Annotated in this window: 19 protein-coding genes and 1 rRNA gene; 1 reads left to right on the top strand and 19 read right to left on the bottom strand. The window is 67.0% G+C overall.

The annotated features are described in order from the left end of the window. From D0901_RS19360 to D0901_RS19340, 5 genes are all read right to left on the bottom strand, one after another. Positions 1 to 73, bottom strand: a 16S ribosomal RNA gene (locus D0901_RS19360); the annotation flags it as partial. A gap of 561 nt (positions 74 to 634) precedes the next feature. Further along, on the bottom strand, positions 635 to 1,582 hold the full coding sequence (locus tag D0901_RS19355) for a Nudix family hydrolase (RefSeq protein ID WP_129141937.1): 948 nt from the start codon (positions 1,580 to 1,582) through the stop codon (positions 635 to 637). 66 nt (positions 1,583 to 1,648) lie between these two features. Continuing rightward, the gene (gene argJ / locus D0901_RS19350; RefSeq protein WP_129141936.1) at positions 1,649 to 2,863 is read right to left on the bottom strand and encodes a bifunctional glutamate N-acetyltransferase/amino-acid acetyltransferase ArgJ; all 1,215 of its coding nucleotides are present in this window, start codon (positions 2,861 to 2,863) and stop codon (positions 1,649 to 1,651) included. Positions 2,864 to 2,935: 72 nt separating this feature from the next. Beyond that, the gene (secA, locus tag D0901_RS19345; RefSeq protein WP_129141935.1) at positions 2,936 to 5,665 is read right to left on the bottom strand and encodes a preprotein translocase subunit SecA; all 2,730 of its coding nucleotides are present in this window, start codon (positions 5,663 to 5,665) and stop codon (positions 2,936 to 2,938) included. Between the two features lie 83 nt (positions 5,666 to 5,748). Next, positions 5,749 to 6,108, bottom strand: coding sequence for a hypothetical protein (locus D0901_RS19340; protein ID WP_233440477.1), 360 nt, complete (start codon positions 6,106 to 6,108; stop codon positions 5,749 to 5,751). A gap of 64 nt (positions 6,109 to 6,172) precedes the next feature. Between D0901_RS19340 and D0901_RS19335 the strand changes: the two genes are divergently transcribed. Then, positions 6,173 to 6,652, top strand: coding sequence for a DUF721 domain-containing protein (locus D0901_RS19335; protein WP_129141934.1), 480 nt, complete (start codon positions 6,173 to 6,175; stop codon positions 6,650 to 6,652). A 66-nt stretch (positions 6,653 to 6,718) separates the two neighbouring features. Here D0901_RS19335 and lpxC read toward each other — a convergent pair whose 3' ends face one another. The 14 genes from lpxC to ftsL form a co-directional block, all read right to left on the bottom strand. Beyond that, the gene (lpxC, locus tag D0901_RS19330; protein WP_129141933.1) at positions 6,719 to 7,633 is read right to left on the bottom strand and encodes a UDP-3-O-acyl-N-acetylglucosamine deacetylase; all 915 of its coding nucleotides are present in this window, start codon (positions 7,631 to 7,633) and stop codon (positions 6,719 to 6,721) included. Positions 7,634 to 7,746: 113 nt separating this feature from the next. Next, positions 7,747 to 8,907 (bottom strand): cell division protein FtsZ, encoded by a 1,161-nt coding sequence (gene ftsZ, locus D0901_RS19325; protein ID WP_129141932.1) that lies wholly within the window; start codon positions 8,905 to 8,907, stop codon positions 7,747 to 7,749. Positions 8,908 to 8,941: 34 nt separating this feature from the next. Then, positions 8,942 to 10,216, bottom strand: coding sequence for a cell division protein FtsA (gene ftsA, locus D0901_RS19320; RefSeq protein WP_129141931.1), 1,275 nt, complete (start codon positions 10,214 to 10,216; stop codon positions 8,942 to 8,944). A 206-nt stretch (positions 10,217 to 10,422) separates the two neighbouring features. Next, positions 10,423 to 11,145, bottom strand: coding sequence for a cell division protein FtsQ/DivIB (locus tag D0901_RS19315; RefSeq protein WP_129141930.1), 723 nt, complete (start codon positions 11,143 to 11,145; stop codon positions 10,423 to 10,425). A gap of 5 nt (positions 11,146 to 11,150) precedes the next feature. After that, complete coding sequence (locus D0901_RS19310) at positions 11,151 to 12,095, bottom strand: D-alanine--D-alanine ligase (RefSeq protein ID WP_129141929.1); 945 nt, start codon at positions 12,093 to 12,095, stop codon at positions 11,151 to 11,153. Further along, positions 12,092 to 13,504 carry a UDP-N-acetylmuramate--L-alanine ligase gene (murC, locus tag D0901_RS19305; protein ID WP_129141942.1) on the bottom strand — a complete coding sequence of 471 codons (1,413 nt, stop codon included), beginning with the start codon at positions 13,502 to 13,504 and terminating at the stop codon, positions 12,092 to 12,094. Before murC ends, D0901_RS19310 begins: the two co-directional genes overlap by 4 nt. A gap of 43 nt (positions 13,505 to 13,547) precedes the next feature. Next, the gene (gene murG / locus D0901_RS19300) at positions 13,548 to 14,618 is read right to left on the bottom strand and encodes an undecaprenyldiphospho-muramoylpentapeptide beta-N-acetylglucosaminyltransferase (protein ID WP_129141943.1); all 1,071 of its coding nucleotides are present in this window, start codon (positions 14,616 to 14,618) and stop codon (positions 13,548 to 13,550) included. 81 nt (positions 14,619 to 14,699) lie between these two features. After that, complete coding sequence (gene ftsW / locus D0901_RS19295; protein WP_129141928.1) at positions 14,700 to 15,851, bottom strand: putative lipid II flippase FtsW; 1,152 nt, start codon at positions 15,849 to 15,851, stop codon at positions 14,700 to 14,702. After that, positions 15,848 to 17,236, bottom strand: coding sequence for a UDP-N-acetylmuramoyl-L-alanine--D-glutamate ligase (gene murD / locus D0901_RS19290; protein WP_129141927.1), 1,389 nt, complete (start codon positions 17,234 to 17,236; stop codon positions 15,848 to 15,850). Before murD ends, ftsW begins: the two co-directional genes overlap by 4 nt. 46 nt (positions 17,237 to 17,282) lie before the next feature. Next, the gene (gene mraY / locus D0901_RS19285; RefSeq protein ID WP_129141926.1) at positions 17,283 to 18,365 is read right to left on the bottom strand and encodes a phospho-N-acetylmuramoyl-pentapeptide-transferase; all 1,083 of its coding nucleotides are present in this window, start codon (positions 18,363 to 18,365) and stop codon (positions 17,283 to 17,285) included. A gap of 9 nt (positions 18,366 to 18,374) precedes the next feature. Next, positions 18,375 to 19,742 carry a UDP-N-acetylmuramoyl-tripeptide--D-alanyl-D-alanine ligase gene (locus tag D0901_RS19280; protein ID WP_129141925.1) on the bottom strand — a complete coding sequence of 456 codons (1,368 nt, stop codon included), beginning with the start codon at positions 19,740 to 19,742 and terminating at the stop codon, positions 18,375 to 18,377. Further along, entirely contained in the window at positions 19,739 to 21,286 is a 1,548-nt protein-coding gene (locus tag D0901_RS19275; protein ID WP_129141941.1) for a UDP-N-acetylmuramoyl-L-alanyl-D-glutamate--2,6-diaminopimelate ligase, read from the bottom strand. The genes D0901_RS19280 and D0901_RS19275 overlap by 4 nt, the downstream gene beginning before the upstream one ends. Further along, positions 21,286 to 22,998, bottom strand: a complete 1,713-nt coding sequence (locus tag D0901_RS19270; RefSeq protein WP_224417382.1) for a peptidoglycan D,D-transpeptidase FtsI family protein — start codon at positions 22,996 to 22,998, stop codon at positions 21,286 to 21,288. The genes D0901_RS19275 and D0901_RS19270 overlap by 1 nt, the downstream gene beginning before the upstream one ends. Continuing rightward, positions 22,995 to 23,318 carry a cell division protein FtsL gene (ftsL, locus tag D0901_RS19265; RefSeq protein ID WP_129141924.1) on the bottom strand — a complete coding sequence of 108 codons (324 nt, stop codon included), beginning with the start codon at positions 23,316 to 23,318 and terminating at the stop codon, positions 22,995 to 22,997. Before ftsL ends, D0901_RS19270 begins: the two co-directional genes overlap by 4 nt. Positions 23,319 to 23,323: the final 5 nt, after the last annotated feature.

Here is a 23,323-nt window from a genome sequence, read left to right as displayed (position 1 = left end):
GTTACCGCTCGACTTGCATGTGTTAAGCCTGCCGCCAGCGTTCAATCTGAGCCATGATCAAACTCTTCAGTTGAAAGTCTGATGGTCCGTTAGGCGGACCAAACCTGGCTCAAGGTTCAAACGTCTCTTGACGAGTCGCTTGCCTTGATATCATGTGACAGTGTCACCGTATCGTGGCCAAGCGCCCACATGAATTACCTGATCGACTTGTTAAAGAGCATCGCGTCGTTTGCCCGAAGGCGCCTCGCCGCGAGAGAGGCGTATTCTACCGATTCGCGCTGCGCTGTCAAGCCTCGGTGGCCGGTGCCGAACACCGGATGAGATCAGCCATCGATCTCGGCCGCGCTTGACCGCTGACCCCGAAAGGCCGGCGAATCGTGGGAGCGAAGTCTACAGTCTTCGAGGCGATCCGGCAAGCGATTTGTTCACCGCCGATTTCCAAAACCCTCGAAGAAACAGCCACTTGCTTCTCCCGTCACCGCCGGTGACGTGTCCCGTCGTCGGCAGCGGATGCGTACTTTACGCATCTCCTATTGATCTGACAAGCCCCAAAGCGAAAAAAGTGTAGTCCAGCGGGCCGGCGAGCGCCAGAAGGAGAAAGCACGCTCGCTGGGCCGCGGCGCAAGGCCGGTCGTCAGCGCCAGAAATCCCGGATCGAGGCGATGCCCTGCGCCCCTACCGCACGCGCATGATTGGCATCGTGGCGGGTCATGCCGCCCAGCGCGAACACCGGCATGCCGGCCGGTTCCACCAGTTGCTGGAAATCGTGCCAGCCCAACGGGGTGGCATCGGGATGCGTGGGCGTGGTGCGCAGTGGCGAGAGCGTGACGAAATCGCAGCCGATGCGCGCCGCCTGTTCGAGCTGAGCGGCATCATGCGTCGAAGCGGAAAGCCACTTGTCCTGAGCCACGGGCCGGCGCTCGAGGGTCATCAGGCGCTCACTGGTCAGATGCACGCCATCGGCGTCGACCTGCTCGAGCGTTTCGGGCTCGGCGTTGAGCAACAGACTAGCGTTGTAGGAATGACACAACGCCAGGGCCTTCTCGGCACGGGTCAGGTAGGCGGCCTCATCCAGTGTCTTGGCGCGCAGCTGCACCAGACGAATCCCGTCTTCCTTCAGCGCCCGTTCCAGCTTGGTCAGAAAGGCCGCGTCATCGGGCTCCTCGGCGGTGATCAGATATTCGGTGGGCAGCATCACCGCACGCAGGATCGGCAAATTGGCAGCGGGGAACGGATAGTTGAAGAGTTCGCCCAGCGGCACCCAGCGCACGGCCTGCCCTTCACGGCCGTAAGGCTCGCCGCCGAAGGCATGCACCTGCCAGACATCGAGCAGGATATGCTTGTCGGCATATTCGTGATGCACACGGATCAGCGGCTGTGCGCGTTCGATGGAGAGCCCGAGCTCTTCGTGGAGTTCACGCTTCAAGGCCTCGAAACCGGTTTCGTAAGGCGCCAGCTTGCCGCCGGGAAACTCCCAGAGCCCACCCTGATCGACCGTCGAAGGCCGCCTGGCCAGCAGGACTTCCCCGCCGTCGTCGCTGAAGATGGCGGCAGCCGCCACGTGCACCCGTCGTTTGATCATGTTGCGCTGTTACCTCTGAACCTTGGCTTTTTTTCGGTACGGGGCGCCGCCATCGGCGCATTTTTGTCAACTTCGATAGTCGGCGTTGATGGAGACATAGTCGTGCGACAGATCGGTCGTCCAGACGGTAGCGGCGGCGTCACCGCGCCCCAGGGCGATCCGGATGGTGATCTCCTCGCGGGCCATTTCGCGACTGCCCGAGGCTTCGGTATAGTCCTCGGCGCGCCCGCCGCCCTCGACCAACCGCACATCGCCCAGGTCGATGGTCACGGCGGAAACATCGAAGTCCTCGACGGGCGCGCGGCCCACGGCGGCGAGAATCCGTCCCCAGTTGGCATCCGATGCGTACAGGGCGGTCTTGACCAGCGGCGAGTGCGCAACGGTGAAGGCGACATCCAGCGCCTCCCGGCGCGACCGGGCCTCACTGACTGCCAGCGTCACGAACTTGGTGGCGCCCTCGCCGTCACGAATGATCGCCTGGGCCAGAGCCAGCATCACCCGATCGAGGGCCTCGCGGAAGTCGGCGATATCCGAGGCTTCGGCCACTTGGGCACTGCGACCGGTCGCCATCAGCAGGCAGGCGTCATTGGTCGAGGTATCGCTGTCGACGGTGATGCAGTTGAAGCTCCGGTCGACCGATTCGCGAAGCAGCGAATCGAGCAGAGTCGGCTCGATCGCCGCATCGGTGGCGACGAAGGCCAGCATGGTCGCCATGTTGGGCTGGATCATGCCCGAGCCCTTGCTGATACCGTTGATGGTCACGGTACGCCCGCCGATCGTGCAGGTGGCCGTGGCGCCCTTGGCGCGGGTGTCGGTGGTCAGGATGCCCTCGCCGGCCCGTTGCCAGGCCTCGGCGCCGTCATCCAGGCCGGCCAGCGCATCAGGCAGCCCCGCCTCCAGGCGCGCCATCGGCAGCGGCTCGCCGATGACGCCCGTGGAAAACGGCAACACGGCCTCGGCGGCGCACCCGGTCAACGTGGCCAGCGCCTGGCAGGTGGCCTCGGCATCGCGCATCCCCCGCTCGCCGGTACCGGCGTTGGCATTGCCGGTATTGATCACCAGATAGCGCGTGCCGGCCTGGCGAAGATGACGCCTGGCGACATGCACCGGTGCCGCGCAGAAGGCATTGCGGGTGAAGACACCCGACACCGAACTGCCTTCCGGCAACTCGATCACCACCAGGTCCCGACGCCCGGGCTTCTTGATCCCGGCTTGCGCCGTGCCGAGCCGAATGCCCTCGATGACCGGCATTTGCGGGAAGACCGCCTCGCCTACCGCCATGCATCTCTCTCCTGAAAAGTCCTGACACGAATCGATAATGGACGGCGCCTGGCACCGCCCGTCAGTCGCGGTTCAGCTCAGCCGACCGTGGCACTGCTTGTACTTCTTGCCGGACCCGCAGGGGCACGGATCGTTACGTCCGACCTTGGGGCCTTCCCGCCGCACCGTCTGTGCCGGGGACGCCTCGGCGTCGTCCGCCGCGTCGCCATCCGCCGCCGCGTCGCCGAGCTCGTCGTGACGCTGGGTGGCCGCGGCCTGTTCGCGCTCCAGGGACTCGCGACGCTGACGCTCGAGCTCCTCGACCTCTTCCTGCCGGCGCACTTGCACGTGACTGAGAATGCGCGTGACGTCGTGCTTGATATTGGCGAGCAGGTTCTGGAACAGCTCGAAGGCCTCGCGCTTGTACTCCTGCTTGGGATTCTTCTGGGCATAGCCGCGCAGGTGGATACCGCGCCGCAGGTGATCCATGGTCTGCAGGTGCTCCTTCCAGCGGGTGTCGAGCACCTGCAGCATGACCTGCTTCTCGAAGCGGCGCATCAGCTCCTCGCCCACTGCCTCGACCTTGGCGGCGTAGATCTCGCGGTGCTGACTCTGCAGGCGTTCCCGCAGCACTTCCTCGTGGAAGTTGTCATCTTCCTCGGCCCACTGCATCAGCGGCACATCGAGATTGAATTCACTCTTGAGGTTCTGCTGAAGCCCGTCGAGATCCCACTGCTCCGGAAGGCTCTGGGGCGGCACATAGGCACTGACGGTCTCGTCGAGCACCTCGTCACGAATGCCGGCGACGTTGTCGGAGACGTCGTCGGCCCCCAGGATGGCGTCACGCTGGTCGTAGATCACGCGACGCTGGTCGTTGGCCACGTCGTCGTATTCGAGCAGTTGCTTGCGGATATCGAAGTTGCGACCTTCGACCTTTTTCTGCGCCCGCTCGACGGCGTTGGATACCATCTTGTGCTCGATCGCCTCGCCGCGCTCGAGACCCAGCGCCTGCATCAGCCGCTGCACACGCTCGGAGCCGAACAGCCGCATCAGATTGTCTTCCAGAGACAGGAAGAAGCGCGTCGAACCGGGATCGCCCTGACGCCCGGCACGACCGCGTAACTGATTGTCGATGCGCCGCGACTCGTGCCGCTCGGAGCCGATCACGTGCAAGCCGCCGGCTTCGAGCACGGCATCGTGACGCTCTTGCCATTCGGCCTTGGCGGCCTCGATCTGGGCCTCGCTGGGGTCGTCCAGCTTGGCGACCTCGGCCTCCCAGTTGCCGCCGAGCACGATGTCGGTACCGCGCCCGGCCATGTTGGTGGCGATGGTCACCGCGCCCGGGCGCCCGGCCTGGGCGATGATCTCCGCCTCGCTCTGGTGCTGCTTGGCGTTGAGCACGTTGTGGGGAATGCCGGCCTGCTTCATCAGCCCCGCCAGCAACTCCGAGGTCTCGATCGAGGCAGTCCCCACCAGGATCGGCCGCCCGGCATCACGCTGGGTCTTGACGTCCTCGATGATCGCCTCGAACTTCTCCTGGGCGGAGAGATAGACCAGATCGTTGTAGTCGACACGGGCGATCGGCTTGTTGGTGGGAATGACCGTGACGTCGAGACCATAGATCTGACGGAACTCGAAGGCCTCGGTATCGGCCGTGCCGGTCATGCCGGAGAGCTTCTCGTAGAGCCGGAAGTAGTTCTGGAAGGTGGTCGAGGCCAGCGTCTGGCTTTCCTTCTGGATGGTGACGCCTTCCTTGGCCTCGACCGCCTGGTGCAGGCCCTCGGACCAGCGACGCCCGGGCATGCTGCGGCCGGTATGCTCGTCGACGATGACCACTTCGCCGTTGTTGACGATGTAGTCGACGTCACGATGGAACAGATGACGGGCACGCAGCGCGGAGTGCATGTGCTGCAGCAATCCCAGATTCTGCGCGGAGTAGAGCGAGTCCTCCTCGGCCAGCAGATCCTGACGGCGCATCAACTCTTCGACCTTGTGATGCCCCGTCTCGGTCAGCTCCACCTGCTTCTGTTTTTCGTCGAGGTTGAAGTCACCGCTTTCCGGATCCTCGGGGTCTTCGCACTGGGTCAGCTCGGTCGCCAGGCGATCGACGACCTTGTAGAGCTCGGTGTTCTCTTCCACGGGCCCCGAGATGATCAGCGGCGTACGCGCCTCGTCGATCAGGATCGAGTCGACCTCGTCGACAATCGCATAATGCAGTTCGCGCTGGACCTTTTCCTCGAGCGAGAAGGCCATGTTGTCGCGCAGGTAATCGAAGCCGTACTCGTTGTTGGTGCCGTAGGTGATGTCGCAGCCATAGGCCTCGCGCTTCTCGTCCGGCGACTGGCCGGAATAGATGACCCCGACCGTGAGACCCAGCGCCTCATAGAGCGGACGCATCCACTCCGCATCGCGCCGGGCCAGATAGTCGTTGACCGTCACCACGTGCACACCGCGACCGGGCAAGGCGTTGAGATAGACCGCCAGGGTCGCCACCAGGGTCTTGCCCTCGCCGGTCTTCATCTCGGCGATGCGTCCGTTGTGCAGCGTCATCCCCCCGATCAACTGCACGTCGAAGTGACGCATGCCCATGATGCGGCGACTGGCCTCGCGTACCGTGGCAAAGGCCTCGGGCAGCAGAAGGTCGAGGGCTTCCCCGTTGCGGAGCCGTTCGCGCAACTGTTCGGTCTGCCCCCGCAGGGCCTCGTCGGAAAGCGCCTGGAGGCTTTCCTCGTGCTTGTTGATGTCACCGACCAGCTTGCCCATCCGCTTGATTTCGCGGTCATTCTTGGAGCCGACCAGCTTGCGTACCAGAGTGTTGATCATGAGGGATTCCGTGTCATCGTGCGTTAACCCGGGCGCCGAGCACCCGGCGAGACTGGCGTGAGCGACGCGATCGCCGCTGTTCGTCACACGAGACGGGGCGGCCCGCGGGGGTTGAGGCTGTCCAGTCCGGTACTGCGCGGTCGCAGGGCCACGCGGGCGTCATGAGCCTGGCTGACGGGGGTCGCCGGGCGACGCCGGCGCGGCGGCAGGCAGCGACGCGCCCGTCGCCGGGCGACACGCCGCGATTCGGCGCGAATCGCGGCCGGCGCCATCAGGCAGATCTGGGTGAGCTGTTCGGCGAAGCGCAGCGCCTCGGCATGGCTCAGCGAGGTCGGCAGCAGACAGCCGACCAACAGCCCGGCGAGCCACCAGCGCGACATGCGCCTGGTGCGCTGTCGGCAGCGGCCGCCGCCGGCCATCGGTGCTGTCAGAGTATCGCTCATGCTGTCGAGGGGCTCCCGGGCATGCTAGATTGCACAGACGATTCGAAGATTCACGGGCAAGCCAATGAGTATAAAGGCTAAGCGTTTTCGCGCCCAGCCCGCGACGCGGTTACTGGACGGCCATTCACGGGGTGCGTCCGAACTGGGCGGATTGATGCGCATGGCCGGACTCATCGAGCAGGCCCAGACGCACCTGCGCGCCCACCTCCCGGAAGACGTGCGCCCGCACCTCTTCGTCGGCGGCTACCGTCAGGGTCGCCTGACACTCATCACCGATGCCGCCGTGTGGCTGACCCGACTGCGCTACGAACAGTCGCGGCTGCTGGCCCTGCTGCACGAGCTGCCGGGCTTCGAGGCGGTGACCGCCCTGAGCTTCAAGGTACGTCCCGTGAATCCGCCGAAGCCTCCCCCCACACAGACCCGCTCGCTCTCCTCCCGTGCTGCCGACGAGATCTCGTCCTGCGCCCGCGACACCGACGACCCCCGCCTCAAACGCGCCCTCGAGCGCCTGGCCTCCCACGCGGAACGCCCGCCCGAGCCCTGACCCCAAGACGAAAAAACGCCAGCCCGGGGGCTGGCGTCGAAGCCTGGCTGAATCGTCTCGACCGGGTCACATGGCCATGGCCGGCGCCGAATAGGAGATCGGGGCCTTCTGGGAAGCGTCCTCGAACGTGACGATTTCCCAGGCATCGGGATTGGCCAGCACGGCCCGGCACAACTGATTGTTGAGCGAGTGACCGGACTTCACGCCACGGAACTCACCGATCAGGCTGTACCCCAACTGGTACAGATCGCCGATGGCGTCGAGAACCTTGTGCTTGACGAACTCGTCTTCGTAGCGCAGACCGCCCTCGTTGAGGATGCGGTATTCATCCACCACGATGGCGTTGTCGAGGCTGCCGCCCAGGGCCAGATTCTGGGAGCGCAGGAACTCGAGATCACGCATGAAGCCAAAGGTGCGCGCCCGCGACACCTCCTTGACGAAGGAGGTGGTCGAGAAATCGACGCTGGCCAGCTGCTTCTGCTGATCGAAGACCGGGTGGTCGAAATCGATGGCGAAGGTGACCTTGAAGCCGTTATGAGGCAGGAACACCGCCTCCTTGTCATCCTCACGAACGACGATCTCGCGCTTGATGCGAATGAACTTCTTCGGCGCCTCCTGCTCGGCGATCCCCGCGGACTGGATCAGGAAGACGAAGGGGCCGGCACTGCCGTCCATGATCGGCACTTCCGGCGCACTGAGCTCGACGAAGGCATTGTCGATGCCCAGGCCGGCGAAAGCCGACATCAGGTGCTCGACGGTCGCCACCTTGACGCCGTTGCTGGACAGGGCAGTGCACAGCTTGGTGTCGGTGACGTTCTCGGCACGCGCCGGAATGCGGACTTCCGGCTCGAGGTCGGTGCGCACGAACACGATACCCGTGTTGGCCGGCGCCGGACGCAAGGTCAGATAGACCTTTTCGCCCGAATGCAGGCCCACGCCGGTGGCGCGCATGGTGTTCTTGAGGGTACGTTGCTTGATCATGGGCAATGGCCAGGCTGTCATGTAAGTTGTCAAACAGTGTTCACTATAACATCGAACATCCGTTTAACCAAAAAAATGTCATCCGGCCATGCCTATGGCGGCCATAGCGGGCCTCAATCGGCCTGACGGCGCAGGAAGGCCGGGATATCGAGATAATCGTCGATTTCCTTGGACTTGCGGCGCTCCTGACGCGCCTTGGCCGCTTCTTCCTGATCGGCCTTCGCCTGCTGACGCATGACGGTTGGCTGCTGCAGCTTGCGGTAGTCGGTCGTCTCGGGACGCGCCACCGCTTCGCGGGCGGCCGGCTTTTCCCGTGCCCCGTCGAGACCCGCGGCAACCACCGTGACGCGCAACTCGTCGGACATCTCCATGTCGATGGCGGTGCCCACCACGATGGTCGCGTCCTGGGAGGCGAATTCCTGGACCGTGGCGCCGACGTCGTTGAACTCGCCGATCGACAGATCCGGCCCCGCCGTGATGTTGACGAGAATGCCGCGCGCGCCGTGCAGATCGATGTCCTCGAGCAGCGGGCTGCGAATCGCCTTCTCGGCGGCCTCGCGGGCGCGATTCTCGCCGACCGCTCCACCGGTCCCCATCATCGCCATGCCCATCTCGGACATCACCGTACGCACGTCGGCGAAGTCGACGTTGATGATACCCGGGCTGGTGATCAGTTCGGCGATCCCCTGCACGGCGCCCAGCAGCACGTCGTTGGCCGCACTGAAGGCCGTCAGCAGGCTGGCGCTCTTGCCCAGCACCGCCAGCAGCTTCTCGTTGGGGATGGTGATCAGCGAATCGACATGCTCGGACAGCTCACGCATGCCCTCCTCGGCGACCCGCATGCGCTTGGGCCCCTCGAAGGGGAAGGGCCGGGTCACCACGGCCACGGTGAGAATGCCCAGTTCCTTGGCCACCTCGGCGACCACGGGCGCCCCGCCGGTGCCGGTGCCCCCGCCCATGCCGGCGGTAATGAAGACCATGTCGGCGCCCTGGAGCAGCTCGGCGATCCGCTCGCGGTCCTCCATCGCCGCCTGGCGACCGACATCGGGGCTGGCCCCGGCGCCGAGCCCCTTGGTGATCTCGCTGCCTAACTGGAGAACGGTCTTCGCGGCGACCCGCTTGAGGGCCTGCGCATCGGTGTTGGCGCAGATGAATTCAACGCCCTCGATGTTGCTCTCGACCATGTGGTTGACGGCGTTGCCGCCCCCGCCACCAACGCCGATCACCTTGATGACAGCGCTGCTGGAAGGTGCATTATCTACCAGTTCGAACATTTGCCCCGTCTCCTGTGGCCACAATGCGGCCTTGTCAGAAATTTCCTTTGAACCAGCCTTTGACCCGATCCAGCGCCGAGATACCGTCCTTGAGACCACGCCGTGAGATTTCCTCTCTACGGGGCTGGGCGGACACGACACGGTTCTCACCATGTTTGGCGTCACGCATTCCGTAGAGTAGCAAACCCACACCCGTGGAATAAATTGGATTGCGTACCACGTCTGCCAGGCCGCGGACGTTCTGCGGACTGGCGATACGCACCGGCATGTGGAAAATTTCTTCCGCGAGCTCGACCACGCCTTCCATGCGCGCCGTGCCCCCGGTCAACACCACGCCTGCCGCCACGAGATCTTCGTAACCGCTGCGCCGCAGTTCCTCACGTACCAGAGTGAACAGTTCCTCGTAGCGTGGCTCGACCACTTCGGCCAGCGACTGACGCGACAAGTCACGCGCCGGCCGGTCCCCCACGCTGGGAACCTTGATCATTTCGTCGCTGGAGGCCAACTGGGTCAAGGCACAGGCATACTTGACCTTGATGTCCTCCGCATACTGGGTCGGCGTACGTAACGCCATGGCGATATCGTTGGTCACCTGATCGCCGGCGATGGGGATCACCGCCGTGTGACGGATGGCCCCTTCGGTGAACACGGCGATGTCGGTGGTGCCGCCACCGATGTCGACCATGCAGACGCCGAGTTCGCGCTCGTCCTCGGTCAGCACGGCGTGGCTCGACGCCAACTGCTCGAGAATGATCGCGTCGACCTCCAGGCCGCAACGCCGTACGCACTTCTCGATATTCTGGACGGCATTGAGCGCCGCGGTGACCAGGTGAACCCGCGCCTCGAGACGCACGCCGGACATCCCCAGCGGCTCGCGAATGCCTTCCTGGGTATCGATGGCGAACTCCTGGGGCAGCACGTGAAGAATACGCTGCCCTTCGGAAATCGCCCGGGCTCGGGCCGAGTCGATGACGCGCTCGATATCCGAGGGTGTCACTTCGCGGTCCTTGATCGCCACCACGCCATCGGAATTCATGGAACTGATATGGCTGCCCGCGATGCCGACATACACCGAATGGATATCGCACCCGGCCATCAACTCCGCTTCCTCCACGGCCCGCTGAATCGACTGGACGGTGGATTCGATGTTGATGACGACGCCTTTCTTCATGCCCCGTGAGGGGTGCGAGCCGATGCCGGCGATTTCCAGCCCACCGTCGTCAGTGGGCTGCCCGACTATCGCGACAACCTTGGATGTTCCGATATCCAGCCCGACCACCATATTGGAAGCATTGGATTGTCCTGCCATGGGTCGGGATCACTCCTCGATCTTCACTGAATTAAGAATCCGTTTATCAGAGCCGATTAAAGACGGGCCGAAGTATAGAAGTTTCATACCGATTTGACAGCGACCCTGTCGAATACCGGGTCAGAATACGGGTATTTTTTTCCGAAAGAAATACCCTCATGCCTTTAACGGCGGGCGATTACTCCGGGAAAGCCGCGTCACTCGAATCACTTTTCGGCCAACTTGCCATCGTTCTCCCCGTGCCAGGCAACGGCAACACCGTTCGGATACCGCAGATCGATGTAGCGAATTCGCGACGCCTGCGAACCCAACTGACGACGCCACGCGGCAATGAATCGGGCCAGACGCTCTTCACGGGCATTGCGCCCCAGCATGACCCACAATCCGTCATTGACCTGGAAGCGCCAGGCGCCCCGATCCTCCAGCCTCAATTGCGTGACCTGCAAGCCCAGGGACTTCAACTGATTCTGCAGGCGATCGTACCAGCCCAGCACCTCCGCGCCGCTGCCAGCCGGCCCCGCCAGGTCGGGCAACGTCTCGTCCACCGCCACGCCGTCACGCTGGAAGGGCTCGCCGCGGGGATTGAGCAACGCCGTATCGTTCCAGCGCGCCACCGGCTGCTGCTCGAAGAGCTCGAACGTCAGGGCATTGGGCCAGTGACGCGAGACACGCACCTCGTCCAGCCACTCGATGTTTCGCGCCCGGTCGCGCAGGGTGTCGAGATTCACCGACAGCCAGGTCTGCCCGCTGACCAGCGGCGCCAGCTTGCCGCGCAGATAGTCGGCGCTGACATGTTCCAGGTCACCGCGAATCGAGACCCGCTCCACCGGACGATCGAGCCACAGCCAGAGTGCGCGGCCGCCGGCGCCAACCAGCACCACCAGCAGGATCACCCCGAGGATCGAACCCCGCGAACCGCTTGCCGCCATGCGACTCAGGGCTCCAGGGTGGTATCGAGAATGCGCAGCACCAGGGCGTCGAAGTCGATGCCCGCATGGGCGGCCGACTGCGGCACCAGACTGTGATCGGTCATCCCCGGCACCGTGTTGACCTCGAGCAGCCAGAAACGGCCCTCGGCGTCGCGCATGACATCGACCCGCCCCCAGCCCCGGCCGCCGATCGCCCGGAAGGCATCGCGACACAGCTCGCCCAGCCGGCGCTCATCGGCCGGAGCCAGCCCGCACGGCAGGTGATAATGGGTCTCGTCGGAGTGGTACTTGGCCTGGTAATCGTAGAAGCCGGTGGGCACCTCGACGCGAATCGCCGGCAGGATGACGTCGCCGAGCAGCGACACGGTATATTCCTCGCCGCGCACGAAGCGCTCGGCCATGACCGCGGCATCGAAACGCGCCGCCTCGCGGTAGGCCGAGGCCAGTTCCTCGAGGCTTTCGACGATGGTGATGCCCAGGGTCGAGCCCTCGTGAACGGGCTTGACCACCAGCGGCAGCCCCAGCCGCTCGACGACACTCGCCCAGTCGGCGTCCGGCCCCAGGGTGATGCTGGCCGGGGTGGGCAGATCCAGCGCATGCCAGAGCTGCTTGGTACGCTGCTTGTCCATGCCCAGCGCGGAGGCCAGGACCCCACTGCCGGTGTAGGGAATCTTCAGCAGCTCCAGGGCGCCCTGCAGGGTGCCGTCCTCGCCGCCTCGGCCGTGCAGCGCGATGAAGACACGCTCCGGGGCCAGCGCCTCGAGTCCGGTCAGGCCGCCGGCGGCGAGATCATAGCCCCGTGCGTCGACCCCACTGCGCTGCAGCGCCGCCAGTACCGCCGCGCCACTGACCAGCGACACCTCGCGTTCCGCGGAATCGCCCCCGTAGAGGACGATGACCCGCCCGTAATCGGCGGCAGACGCCGCTCCCGCTCGACGCTCGACGCTCATAACGCGACCTCCTGCAAGCGAAGATGACTGGCGGCCAGCGCCACCGCAATGCCGCCGATGTCACCGGCCCCCTGGGTGATCAGGATATCGCCATCCTGCAGGACGTTACCCAGCAACCGCGGCAACTGCGCCTTGGTCTCGACGAACAGCGGATCGACCTGACCGCGCTGGCGAATCGAACCGGCCAGACTGCGCCCCTCGGCACCGGGAATCGGCGTCTCGCCGGCACTGTAGACATCGAGCAGCAACAGCGTGTCGACCTCGGAGAGCACGCGCACGAAATCCTCGTAGAGATCGCGGGTCCGCGAGAAACGGTGGGGCTGATAGACCATCACCAGTCGCCGGCGCGGCCAGCCGGCCCGCACCGCGCGAATGATCATCTCCACCTCGCGCGGATGATGGCCATAGTCGTCGACCAGCATGACCTCGCCGCGACCGTCGGGCAAGGCGTACTCGCCATGGACCTGGAAGCGCCGCCCCACTCCAGCGAAACCGGCCAGACCGCGCTGTATCGCTTCGTCGTCGACCCCGGCATCGGTGGCCACGGCGATCGCCGCCAGGGCGTTGAGCGCGTTGTGCTCACCGGGCATCGCCAGCCGGACGGACAGCGGCGCATGGCCCTCGGGGCGCAGCGCGGTGAAGCGGATCTCGCCGGCACTCTGCTCGAAGTCGGCGAGCCGGTAATCCGCATCGGCGTCGAAACCGTAGGTGACGAACTGGCGCTGCACGCGGGGCAGCAGCTCGCGGACATTGGCATCGTCGAGACACAGCACGGCGAGGCCGTAGAACGGCAGATTGTGCAGGAACTCGACGAAGGTGTCCTTGAGCCGGGCGAAGTCGCCGGCATAGGTCGCCATGTGATCGGCGTCGATGTTGGTGACGATCGACACCATCGGCTGCAGGTGCAGGAAGGAGGCATCGGATTCGTCGGCCTCGGCGACCAGCACGTCGCCCTCGCCCAGCCGGGCGTTGGTACCCGCGCTGGTCAGCTTGCCGCCGATCACGAAGGTCGGGTCCAGACCGCCCTCGGCGAGCAGCGTGGCGGTCAGGCTGGTCGTCGTGGTCTTGCCGTGGGTGCCGGCGACGGCGATGCCGTGGCGAAAGCGCATCAGCTCGGCGAGCATCTCGGCGCGGCGCACCACCGGGATGCGATGCTCCCGGGCCCAGGCGATCTCGGGGTTGGTGGTATCGACCGCCGACGAGACCACCACAACGTCGGCGCCCTCGGCATTGGCCTGATCGTGGCCGATGGCGATGCGGATCCCGCAGCCCTCGAGATGCGCCGTCACCGCCGAGGCCTTGAGGTCGCTGCCGCTGACCCGATACCCCTGGTTGGCCAGGACCTCGGCGATGCCGCACATGCCGGCACCGCCGATGCCCACGAAGTGGATACCGCGAATGCGGCGCATGCCCGGCCCCTTGCGCAGCTGGCCGGGAACGGGGGAAAGCTTGCTATCGCTCAAGGGCGGTCTCCATGCAGCCGGCCACCAGGCGCTCGACGGCGTCGAGATGGGCGCGGCCGCGCGCCGCGCTCGCCATGGTGGCAAGAAGGTCGGGATCGAGTACCTCGTCCAGCGTCCGGGCCAGGGACGTGGCACTCAGGGAGGATTGCGGCAGCAGTCGCGCGGCACCGGCATCGACCAGATAACGGGCATTGGTCGTCTGATGGTCGTCGACGGCGTGGGGGTACGGCACCAGCAGCGACGGCTTGGCGGCGGCGGCCAGTTCGCTGACCGTCAGCGCCCCGGACCGGCACACCACCAGATCGGCCCAGTCGTAGGCGGCGGCCATGTCGTCGATGAATTCGCTGACCTCGGCCTCGACCCCCACCGCCGTATAGCCCTGCTCGGTGGCCGCGCGTCGGTCGCGCCCGGCCTGGTGGCGCACCTCGGGCCGCCGCTCGCCGGACAACTGCGCCAGGGCCTCGGGCAACAACTGATTGAGCGCCACCGCGCCCAGCGACCCGCCGACGACCAGCAGGCGCAATCGTCGCCCCTGCATGTCCCCGGCCCGGCGCGGTGATTCGCCGACGCCGGCGATCGCCGCGCGCACCGGGTTGCCGATGACGATCGCCTCGCGCCGGGTCCCGCCCTTGCGAAATGCCCCCGGGAACGCCGCATAGGCCCGGGTGGCCAGGCGCGCCAGCACCTGGTTGGTCAGCCCGGCCACCGCGTTCTGTTCATGAATGATCAGCGCTCGCCGGGTCAGCCAGGCGGCCAGCCCGCCGGGGCCGCTGGCGAACCCCCCCAGCCCGACGACGAGCTGCGGGTCGAAATCACGGATCACCCGCCGCGCCTGGGCGACGGCGCGCATCAGCCGAATCGGGGCCGCCAGCCAGCCCGCCGCGCCGTTGCCACGTAGTCCGGCGATGTCGATCTGATGCAGGGGCAGGTCGGCGGCGGGCACCAGGCGATTCTCGATTCCCCGCGGACTGCCCAGCCATTCCACGCGCACGCCGCGCTCACGCAGCGCGCCGGCCAGCGACAGCGCAGGAATCACGTGCCCGCCGGTACCGCCGGCCATGATCAGGACCCGATCGAGCCGGCCCGAGGCTGCTGCCGGGGAAGCCACTTCCGTTGTCACCGCCTGAGCGCTCCTTGTCAGTCATCGAGCCGCTGACGCGCGGCCCCGTTTGCGGGTATCGAGATCGACGCGAATCAGCAGCGCCACCATCACGCAACTCACCACCAGGCTCGAACCGCCGTAGCTGAGCAGCGGCAGTGTCAGCCCCTTGGTCGGCAGCATGCCGGTACTCACGGCGATGTTGATGAAGGCCTGGGCGCCGAAAACCAGGGCGATACCGTAGCTGAGGTAGGCGCCGAACGGCAATCGTGCCAGCTCGGCACGCCGGCCGATCGCCAGCGCCCGATAGACCAGCAGCGCGAACAGACCGATCACCGCCACCGCCCCCACCAGACCCAGCTCCTCGGCGATCACGGCAAAGACGAAGTCGGTGTGCGCTTCGGGCAGGTAGAAGAGCTTCTGCACGCTGTTGCCCAGCCCCAGCCCGAACCAGTGGCCGCGACCGTAGGCGATCAGCGCCTGGGTCAACTGATAACCGGAATCGTACATGTCCGCCCACGGATTGGCGAAGCTGGTGATGCGTTCCAGGCGATAGGGTTCGGCCACCGCCACGTAGGCGCCCAGCAGGACCACCGCGATCATCAGCAGGATGAAGCGCATCAGGGGCGCCCCGGCCAGCAGCAGCATGCCCATCACGCAGCCGGTCATCACCACCAGCGCACCATAGTCGGGTTCGAGGATCAGCAGGATACCCACCGGCACCAGGATCACCAGCGGCTTGACGAACTCCCACCAGTGGCGACGCACCCCGGGCAGGAAGCGCTCCAGGTAGCCGGCCAGATAGACGATCAGGAACAGCTTGGCGAGCTCCGAGGCCTGGACGTTGACCAGCCCCAGCGGAATCCAGCGCCGGCTGCCGTTGACCTCGGAGCCAATGAAGAGCACCACCACGAGCAGCAGGATCCCCACGATCAGCAGCTTGCCGCCGTTGTCCCGCCACCAGGCCAGCGGCACCTTGATCAAGGGCGTGGCGAGCAGCACCGAGATGACCACGAAGGCCCCATGGCGCAGGCTGAAATAGTAGGGATTGCCGGTCAGGCTGGTGGCGATCTCGGTCGACGCCGAGGTGACCATCACCCAGCCCAGCAGCAGCAGCGACAGCGTGGCGATCAGCAGCCAGCCGTCACACGCCTGGTGGGCCGTCGACAAGCGACGCGACAGGCCGGCGATCATGGTGTCTCCTCCGTGCGCTGCTGCCAGGCCTGCGCCCCGGCGCGGAACGCCTCGCCGCGCGCCTGATAATCGGTGAACTGATCGAGGCTGGCGCAGGCCGGCGACAGCAGGACGCAGTCGCCGGGGCGGGCCAGCGCCGCGGCGCGGTCCATGGCGACGTCGAGATCCGCGCAGCGGGTGACCGGCAGGCTGCCCGTCAGGGTCTCGACCAGCACCGGGGCATCCCGGCCAAAGACGATCGCCTCCCGGGCATAGCGTTGCAACGGGGCCGCCAGCGGCGTGAAATCGGCCCCCTTGCCCAGGCCGCCGCCCAGCCAGATCAAGCGCCCGGCGAGCGTCGGCCCGATGCCGGCGATCGCCGCCAGGGTCGCGCCGACGTTGGTACCCTTGGAGTCGTTGATCCAGCGGACCCCTGCCGCCTCGGCGACCAGCTCGCCGCGATGCGCCAGGCCGGGGAAGCGCGCGAGCACCCGGCGCATGGCGTCCAGCGGAAAGCCCAGGTGCCGGCCCATGGCCAGCGCCGCCAGGGCGTTGGCCTGATTGTGGCGGCCGGCCAGGCGCAGCTCGCCGGTCGGCATCAGTGTACGCTCGCCGTGCATCAGCCAGGCGTCGTCCCCGTCACGCTTGATCCCCCACTCGCCCTCTTGCGGCACTTGAGTGGTGAAACACTCGACCGGCAGTGCCGGATCATCCGGCCAGGTCAGCGGATCCTCGCCATTGACCACCGCATGGCGGGCGCCCCGGAAGATCGCCGCCTTGGCGGCGCGATAGCCGGGCATGTCGCCATGCCGGTCGAGATGATCCTCGGAAAGATTGAGAAAGGCGACGCTCTCCGCCCCCAGCCGGGGCGTGGTCTCGAGCTGGAAGCTCGACAGTTCGAGAACGAACAGCTCGGCATCGGGCCGCTCAACCAGCAGGTCGAGGGCCGCCGTCCCCAGATTGCCGCCGACCGCCACCCGCCGGCCGGCCTCCCGGGCCATCTCGCCGAGCAGTGTGGTCACCGTGGACTTGGCATTGGACCCGGTGATCGCCGCGATCGGTGCTCGACAGGCACGCACGAACAGGGCGATCTCGCCGATCACCCGTGGACCCGCGTCACTCCCCTCGCCAGCGGCCCGCCAGTAATCGGCGATGCCCGGCGTCAGCGGATCGACGCCGGGGCTCAGCACGATCTCCTCGGCGGCGCTGGCATCGACCTCGGTCAACGCCCCGCAGTGCACCGCCACGCCCGGGAAGGCGCGCCGAAAGTCATCGAGTCCCGGCGGCACCGGCCGGGTGTCGGCCACCACGAAGGGCCGACCCAGACGGCTCAGGTGCCGGGCGATCGCCCGGCCCGAGACGCCCAGGCCGACCACCAGCGTGTGACCCCGCGGCACCCTTGTCATCGCCACCCCTCTCGCCTGGTTGGATACGCCAGCGCCGACATGCCGCTCAGCGAATCTTCAGCGTGGACAGGCCCAGCAGCACCAGGACCACGGTGATGATCCAGAAGCGCACGATGACCCGCGGCTCGGGCCAGCCCTTGAGCTCGAAGTGGTGATGCAACGGCGCCATGCGGAAGATGCGCCGCCCGGTCAGCTTGTAGGAGCCCACCTGCAGGATCACCGAGACGGTTTCCATGACGAACACCCCGCCCATCACGAACAGCACGATCTCCTGGCGCACGATGACCGCCACCACGCCCAGTGCGGCCCCCAGCGCCAGGGCGCCGACATCGCCCATGAAGACCTGGGCCGGGTAGGTGTTGAACCACAGGAATCCCAGACCGGCGCCGGCGATGGTGCCGCAGAACACCGCCAGTTCCCCGGCGCCGGGCACCTGGGGGATGTGCAGGTACTCGGCGAAGACGGTATTGCCGCTGGCGTAGGCGAACACCGCCAGCCCCATGGCGACCATCACCGTGGGCATGATCGCCAGCCCGTCGAGACCGTCGGTGAGATTGACCGCGTTCGAACTGCCGACGATCACCAGGTAGGTCAGCACCACGTAGAACAGCCCCAGTTGGATCACCACTTCCTTGAACAGCGGGACGATCAGGCTGGTTTCCACCGGGCTGGCCGCGGTGACATAGAGGAAGACGGCCGCGCCGATGCCCAGCACCGACTGCCAGAAGTACTTCCAGCGCGCCGGCAGGCCACGCGGATTCTTCTCGACGACCTTGCGATAGTCATCGACCCAGCCGATGGCGCCGAAGCCCAGGGTGACGATCAGCACCAGCCATACGTAGTGGTTGGTCAGGTCCCCCCACAGCAGGGTACTGATGGCGATCGCCATCAGGATCATCGCCCCGCCCATGGTCGGCGTGCCGGCCTTCGACAGATGCGACTGGGGGCCGTCGTCGCGCACCGCCTGCCCGATCTGGCGCTCCACCAGGCGGCGGATCACCGTCGGCCCCAGCCACAGGCAGAGCAGCAAGGCGGTCAGCGTACCCAGGATGGTGCGCAGCGTGAGGTAGTTGAAGACCGTAAAGGCGCTTTGGAACTGCGAGAGAAAATCGGCTAGCAACAGCAGCATGTATCGCGATCACCTTGGTGCATCCGCGCGCAGCTCGGCGATGAGTCGTTCCATCCCGGCACTGCGCGACCCCTTGACCAGCACGCTGGCCCCGGGTGGCAGATGGTCGTGGGCATGGCGCAGCAGCGCCTCCCAATCCGTGAAATGACAGCCGGGTTCGCCGAAGGCCCGAGCCGCCGGCTCGGCTTCGGCACCCAGCGTGCCGAGAAAATCGATACCCAGGTCGCGCGCGTGACGGCCGACCTCGGCATGCAGGGCCGCGGAGGCCCCGCCCAGTTCGCCCATCGCGCCCAGGAAGCACCAGCGCGGTGCCGGCAGTTCGGCGAGCACCGCGAGCGCCGCCTTCACGGCCCCCGGGTTGGCGTTATAGGTATCGTCCAGCAAGCGGCGCCCCTGCTTGCCCGGGGTCAGCGACAAGCGCCCCGAGAGCGCCGATGCCTCGGCCAGACCGGCGAGCACGTCCGTCTCGGCCAACCCCAGGGCGAGCGCCGCCGCCGCCGCCGCCAGGGCATTGGCGACGTTGTGGCGCCCCATCAGTGACAGCGGCACCCGGCCCAGCGTGCGCCCGTCATGCACAAGCGAGAAAGCATACCGCCCCAGCGAATCGCAGACCAGATCGACAGCGTTGACCCGTGCCGGTTGCTCGAGGGCAAAGTCCATCACCTCGCGCTCGCCGGCGAGACGTCGCCAGAAGGGATAGAAGGCGTCGTCCCGGTTGAGCACCGCGGTTCCCGACGCCGGCAGCCCGGCGAGGATCTCCGCCTTGGCCTGGGCGATCTGCCCCAGGCCGCCGAACTCGCCGATGTGCGCACCGGTGACGTTGGTGATCACCGCCACCTGGGGGCGAGCCAGGGCCGTCGTCCAGGCGATTTCGCCGAGGTGATTGGCGCCCAGCTCGATCACCGCCTGTCGATGCGCCTCGCTCAGCCCCAGCAGCGTCAGCGGCACGCCGATGTCGTTGTTGAGGTTGCCGCGGGTCGCCAGCGTCTCGCCCCGGCGGCGCAACAGCGCCGCGAGCATCTCCTTGACGGTGGTCTTGCCGCTGTTGCCGGTCACCGCGGCCAGCGGCCCCTGCCAGGCATCGCGCCACGCCTTGGCGAGAACCCCCAGTGCCAGACGGGTATCGGCCACCTCGATCTGCGTCAGCGGGTCGTCGACGCGCCGCGAGACAACCGCGGCCGCAGCCCCCGCCTCGCGCGCCGCCGCCAGGAAGTCGTGACCGTCGAAGCGCTCGCCGCTCAGCGCCACGAACAGGTCGTTCTCGCCCAGCGCCCGGGTATCGGTGTTCACCGCGGCGATCGGCTGGTCCGATACCGGCGCCGGCGCACCCAGCAGCGCCGCCACCTCGGCGAGCGAGGCAAGGCCACAGGGGATCATGTCGCCGCCCCGCGCTGCGCCAGGGCCGCCTCGGCGCGGGCCAGGTCGGAAAAGGGCCAGCGCTTGCCGGCGATCTCCTGATAGTCCTCGTGACCCTTGCCGGCGATCAGGATGACGTCATCGGGGCCGGCTTCGACCACCGCACGCTCGATCGCCGCGCCACGGCCGTCGATGCACCAGGCTCGCTCTCGTGCCGACGCATTCATGCCGTCGAGTATCTGCCGGCGAATGGCCGCCGGCTCCTCGCTGCGCGGGTTGTCGTCGGTGACCACACAGCGGTCGGCGACCGCCCCGGCGGCAGCGCCCATCAGCGCGCGCTTGCCGGTGTCGCGGTCGCCGCCGCAACCGAACAGGCACCACAGGCGACCCGGGGCGGGGGCCGTCGCGTCACCGGGCAGATGGGCGCGCAGCGCCTCGAGGGCATGACGCAACGCCTCGGGGGTATGGGCGTAATCGACCACCACCGTCGGCGCCCCCGGCCGGCTCACGCGTTGCATGCGCCCCGGCACCGGCGCCAGGGAGGCGGCCGCGTCGCACAGTGCGTCGAGGTCTTCACCCAGGCCCAGCAGGGTGGCCATGGCCAGCAGCACGTTGTCCAGATTGAAGCGCCCCATCAGCGCCAGCTCCAGCGCACGTTCGCCGTCCGGGGTGGCAATCAGCGCCCGCTGGCCGTCGGCATGGGGCAGCCAGTCGAGCACGCGCAGCGTGGTCGACTCGGCCTCGCCGGCCGCCAGCACGCGAACCCCCGCCAGCAGCCCCGCCAGCATCAACGGCGCCAGCGGATCGTCGCCGTTGACCACCGCCAGTTCGAGCTCGGGGCGCCGGAACAGGCGCGCCTTGGCGGCGGCGTAGGCGGCCATGCTGCCGTGGTAGTCGAGATGGTCGCGGGTCAGGTTGGTGAAGACCGCGGCGCGCAACGTCGCACCGGCGAGCCGGTCCTGGTCGAGGGCGTGCGAGGAGACCTCGAGCGCCACCCGCTCGACGCCATCGGCTGCCATCGCGCCCAGGGCCGCCTGCAGTTCCAGCGCGCCCGGGGTGGTCTGGCCGCTGTCGACGAGCGCGCCGGGCCGCCCCCAGCCCAGCGTGCCGACGACGCCGGCCGGCCGGCCCAGTGCCTCGGACAGCGCGGCGAGGTAATGGGTGACCGAACTCTTGCCGTTGGTGCCGGTCACCCCGATCAGCGACAGCGTCTCGGGAACGGCGAACAGGGCCCGTCCCAGCGCGCCGAGGGCGTGGCGCAGCTCCGGTAGCCAGACGACGCGCGCCGCGTCGTGTCCCGGCACCTCGGCGAACGCCTCGCGCTCATCGGCATCGGCGAGCACCCACTCGGCGCCGGCGGCCAGGGCGTCGGCGATGAAGCGACGTCCGTCGCTGGCCACGCCGGGCACGGCGATGAAGACCGCCGGGTGCGGGCAACGCCCGATCTCGCGGCTGTCGCGGCTCAGGCACAGCGGGGCATCGTCGCCCAGCGCGGCATCGGGCAGGGAGCACGCGGGCCACAGCGAGGTCACGGCCTCGGCGAGACGCGCCCGTTGGGTGGTGATCACTGGAGGGCCTCCTTCTTGTCGGGCAGGACATCGAGCAGGCGCAGCGCCTTGCCGACCACGCGGGAAAAGACCGGGGCGGCGACCAGGCCGCCGTAGTACTCCTGCCCCTTGGCATTGTCGATCATCACCACGGTGACGATGCGCGGGTCGGACACCGGGGCGATGCCGGCGAACAGCGAGCGGTAGGCGGTGGTCTGGTAGCCGGAGCTTTCCACCTTGCGCACCGTGCCGGTCTTGCCGGCGATCCGGTAGCCGGGAACCATCGCCCGCGAGCCGCCGGCATCGGGCTGAACGATGTGCTCCATCATGCCCAGCAGCTCGTGCGCCACCTTGGGCTTGATGACCGGCTTGCCCCGGGGCGGATCGGCGACCTTGAGCAGCGACGGCGACAGTTCGCGACCGTCATTGGCAATCGCCGTGTAGGCGGTCGCCAGCTGCAGGGCCGACACCGCCACCCCGTAGCCGTAGGCCATGGTCGCCCGCTTGCTGTCCGACCAGTTGTAGGGGGCCGGCAGGCTGCCTTCCGCCTCGCCCGGGAAGCCGGTGCCCGGCGCCTGTCCCAGTCCCAGCGCCTGATAACGATTCCAGATGGTGTCGTCGTCGAGCTGCAGCGCGATGCGGGTCATGCCGATGTTCGACGAGTGCAGCAGGATCCCGGCCGGCTTGAGCTTGCCGTAGTTGCGGAAGTCGTTGATGGTGTAACCGTCGACCCGCATGTAGCCGGGCGAGGTATCGATCACCGTGTCCGGCGAGATCTTGGCGGTCTCCAGCGCCGCCGACATCGCCAGCGGCTTCATCACCGAGCCGGGCTCGAAGGCATCGGTGATGGCCTGGTTGCGCAGCCCGTCGACATCGATGTCGGTGCGGTTGTTGGGGTTGTACGAGGGCGCGTTGGCCATCGCCAGGACCTCGCCGGTGTGCGCGTCCATCATCACCAGCGTGCCGCCGTCGGCGTGATGTTCGTCGACCGCCGCCTTGAGTTCGCGGTAGGCCATGTACTGCAAGCGCAGGTCGATCGACAGGGTCAGGTCGCCGCCCGGCTTGGCCTCCTTGATCAGATGCAGATCGCGCACCAGACGCCCCTTGCGGTCCTTGAGCACGCGCCGCTTGCCCGGCTCGCCGGTGAGATAGCCGTTGTAGGCGAGCTCCATCCCCTCCTGGCCGCGATCGTCGACGTTGGTCACGCCGACCAGCTGCGCGGTGACCTCGCCGGAGGGATAGTAGCGCTTGTATTCGTGCTGCTCGTAGACACCGGGCAGATGCAGGTCGACGATCTTCTGCGCCGCGGCAGGCGTCATTCGCCGACGCAGGTACATGAACTCGTGATCGGCATAGCGCGCGATGCGCGCATTGAGGGCGTCGAGATCGACGCCCAGCGCCTTGGCCAGCACCAGGCGCTGGATGTCGTCCTCGGGCAGCTCCTGAGGGTTGGCCCAGAGACTCACCACCGGGGTCGAGATCGCCAGCGGATCGCCGTTGCGGTCGGTGATCATGCCGCGGTGGGCATCGATCGACTCGACGCGCAGGGTGCGGGCATCGCCCTGGCCCTGAAGGAAGCTGCGATCGAGCACGTTGAGATCGAAGATGCGCCCCACCAGCACCGCCAGGGCACACAGCACCACCCCCACCATGAAGCGATAGCGCCCCGAGCCCATCGGGGCCATCTCGGCACGCGACGGCGACGGTTGCGGACCTCGCGCCTGCGTCATGGTCGGATCACCTCGATATGACTGACATCCGGCACGCGCATCTCGAGCCGCTCGGCGGCGAGACGCTCGATACGCGAGGGGGCCGACCAGGTACTCTCCTCGAGCAGCAACCGCCCCCATTCGGTCTGCAGCTTGTCCTGCTGGGTCTCGAGACGCTGCAGACGCGCATACTGCACGCGGGTGAGATGGGCGCTGGCGATCACTCCCAGGGCGCTGACCAGCACCAGCAGGATCAGCAGCGCCACCAGCCATTGACGCCACCCCGGGCGCCAGGCTGCCGGCCGGCCCGGCGCTGTCTTGTCGGCACCTGCCTGAGTCATGGCGA

Source organism: Modicisalibacter coralii, assembly GCF_004117855.1.
GTDB lineage: Bacteria > Pseudomonadota > Gammaproteobacteria > Pseudomonadales > Halomonadaceae > Modicisalibacter > Modicisalibacter coralii.
The sequence above is the reverse complement of the archived record's forward strand: the minus strand, read 5'-3'. Positions and strand labels throughout refer to the sequence as shown.

Bases quoted from the DNA above. Each gene is read 5' to 3' on its own strand.
- D0901_RS19355 (WP_129141937.1), bottom strand. From the start codon at position 1,582: ATGATCAAACGACGGGTGCACGTGGCGGCTGCCGCCATCTTCAGCGAC.
- argJ (WP_129141936.1), bottom strand. From the start codon at position 2,863: ATGGCGGTAGGCGAGGCGGTCTTCCCGCAAATGCCGGTCATCGAGGGC.
- secA (WP_129141935.1), bottom strand. From the start codon at position 5,665: ATGATCAACACTCTGGTACGCAAGCTGGTCGGCTCCAAGAATGACCGC.
- D0901_RS19340 (WP_233440477.1), bottom strand. From the start codon at position 6,108: ATGAGCGATACTCTGACAGCACCGATGGCCGGCGGCGGCCGCTGCCGA.
- D0901_RS19335 (WP_129141934.1), top strand. From the start codon at position 6,173: ATGAGTATAAAGGCTAAGCGTTTTCGCGCCCAGCCCGCGACGCGGTTA.
- lpxC (WP_129141933.1), bottom strand. From the start codon at position 7,633: ATGATCAAGCAACGTACCCTCAAGAACACCATGCGCGCCACCGGCGTG.
- ftsZ (WP_129141932.1), bottom strand. From the start codon at position 8,907: ATGTTCGAACTGGTAGATAATGCACCTTCCAGCAGCGCTGTCATCAAG.
- ftsA (WP_129141931.1), bottom strand. From the start codon at position 10,216: ATGGCAGGACAATCCAATGCTTCCAATATGGTGGTCGGGCTGGATATC.
- D0901_RS19315 (WP_129141930.1), bottom strand. From the start codon at position 11,145: ATGGCGGCAAGCGGTTCGCGGGGTTCGATCCTCGGGGTGATCCTGCTG.
- D0901_RS19310 (WP_129141929.1), bottom strand. From the start codon at position 12,095: ATGAGCGTCGAGCGTCGAGCGGGAGCGGCGTCTGCCGCCGATTACGGG.
- murC (WP_129141942.1), bottom strand. From the start codon at position 13,504: ATGCGCCGCATTCGCGGTATCCACTTCGTGGGCATCGGCGGTGCCGGC.
- murG (WP_129141943.1), bottom strand. From the start codon at position 14,618: ATGGCCGGCGGTACCGGCGGGCACGTGATTCCTGCGCTGTCGCTGGCC.
- ftsW (WP_129141928.1), bottom strand. From the start codon at position 15,851: ATGATCGCCGGCCTGTCGCGTCGCTTGTCGACGGCCCACCAGGCGTGT.
- murD (WP_129141927.1), bottom strand. From the start codon at position 17,236: ATGACAAGGGTGCCGCGGGGTCACACGCTGGTGGTCGGCCTGGGCGTC.
- mraY (WP_129141926.1), bottom strand. From the start codon at position 18,365: ATGCTGCTGTTGCTAGCCGATTTTCTCTCGCAGTTCCAAAGCGCCTTT.
- D0901_RS19280 (WP_129141925.1), bottom strand. From the start codon at position 19,742: ATGATCCCCTGTGGCCTTGCCTCGCTCGCCGAGGTGGCGGCGCTGCTG.
- D0901_RS19270 (WP_224417382.1), bottom strand. From the start codon at position 22,998: ATGACGCAGGCGCGAGGTCCGCAACCGTCGCCGTCGCGTGCCGAGATG.
- ftsL (WP_129141924.1), bottom strand. From the start codon at position 23,318: ATGACTCAGGCAGGTGCCGACAAGACAGCGCCGGGCCGGCCGGCAGCC.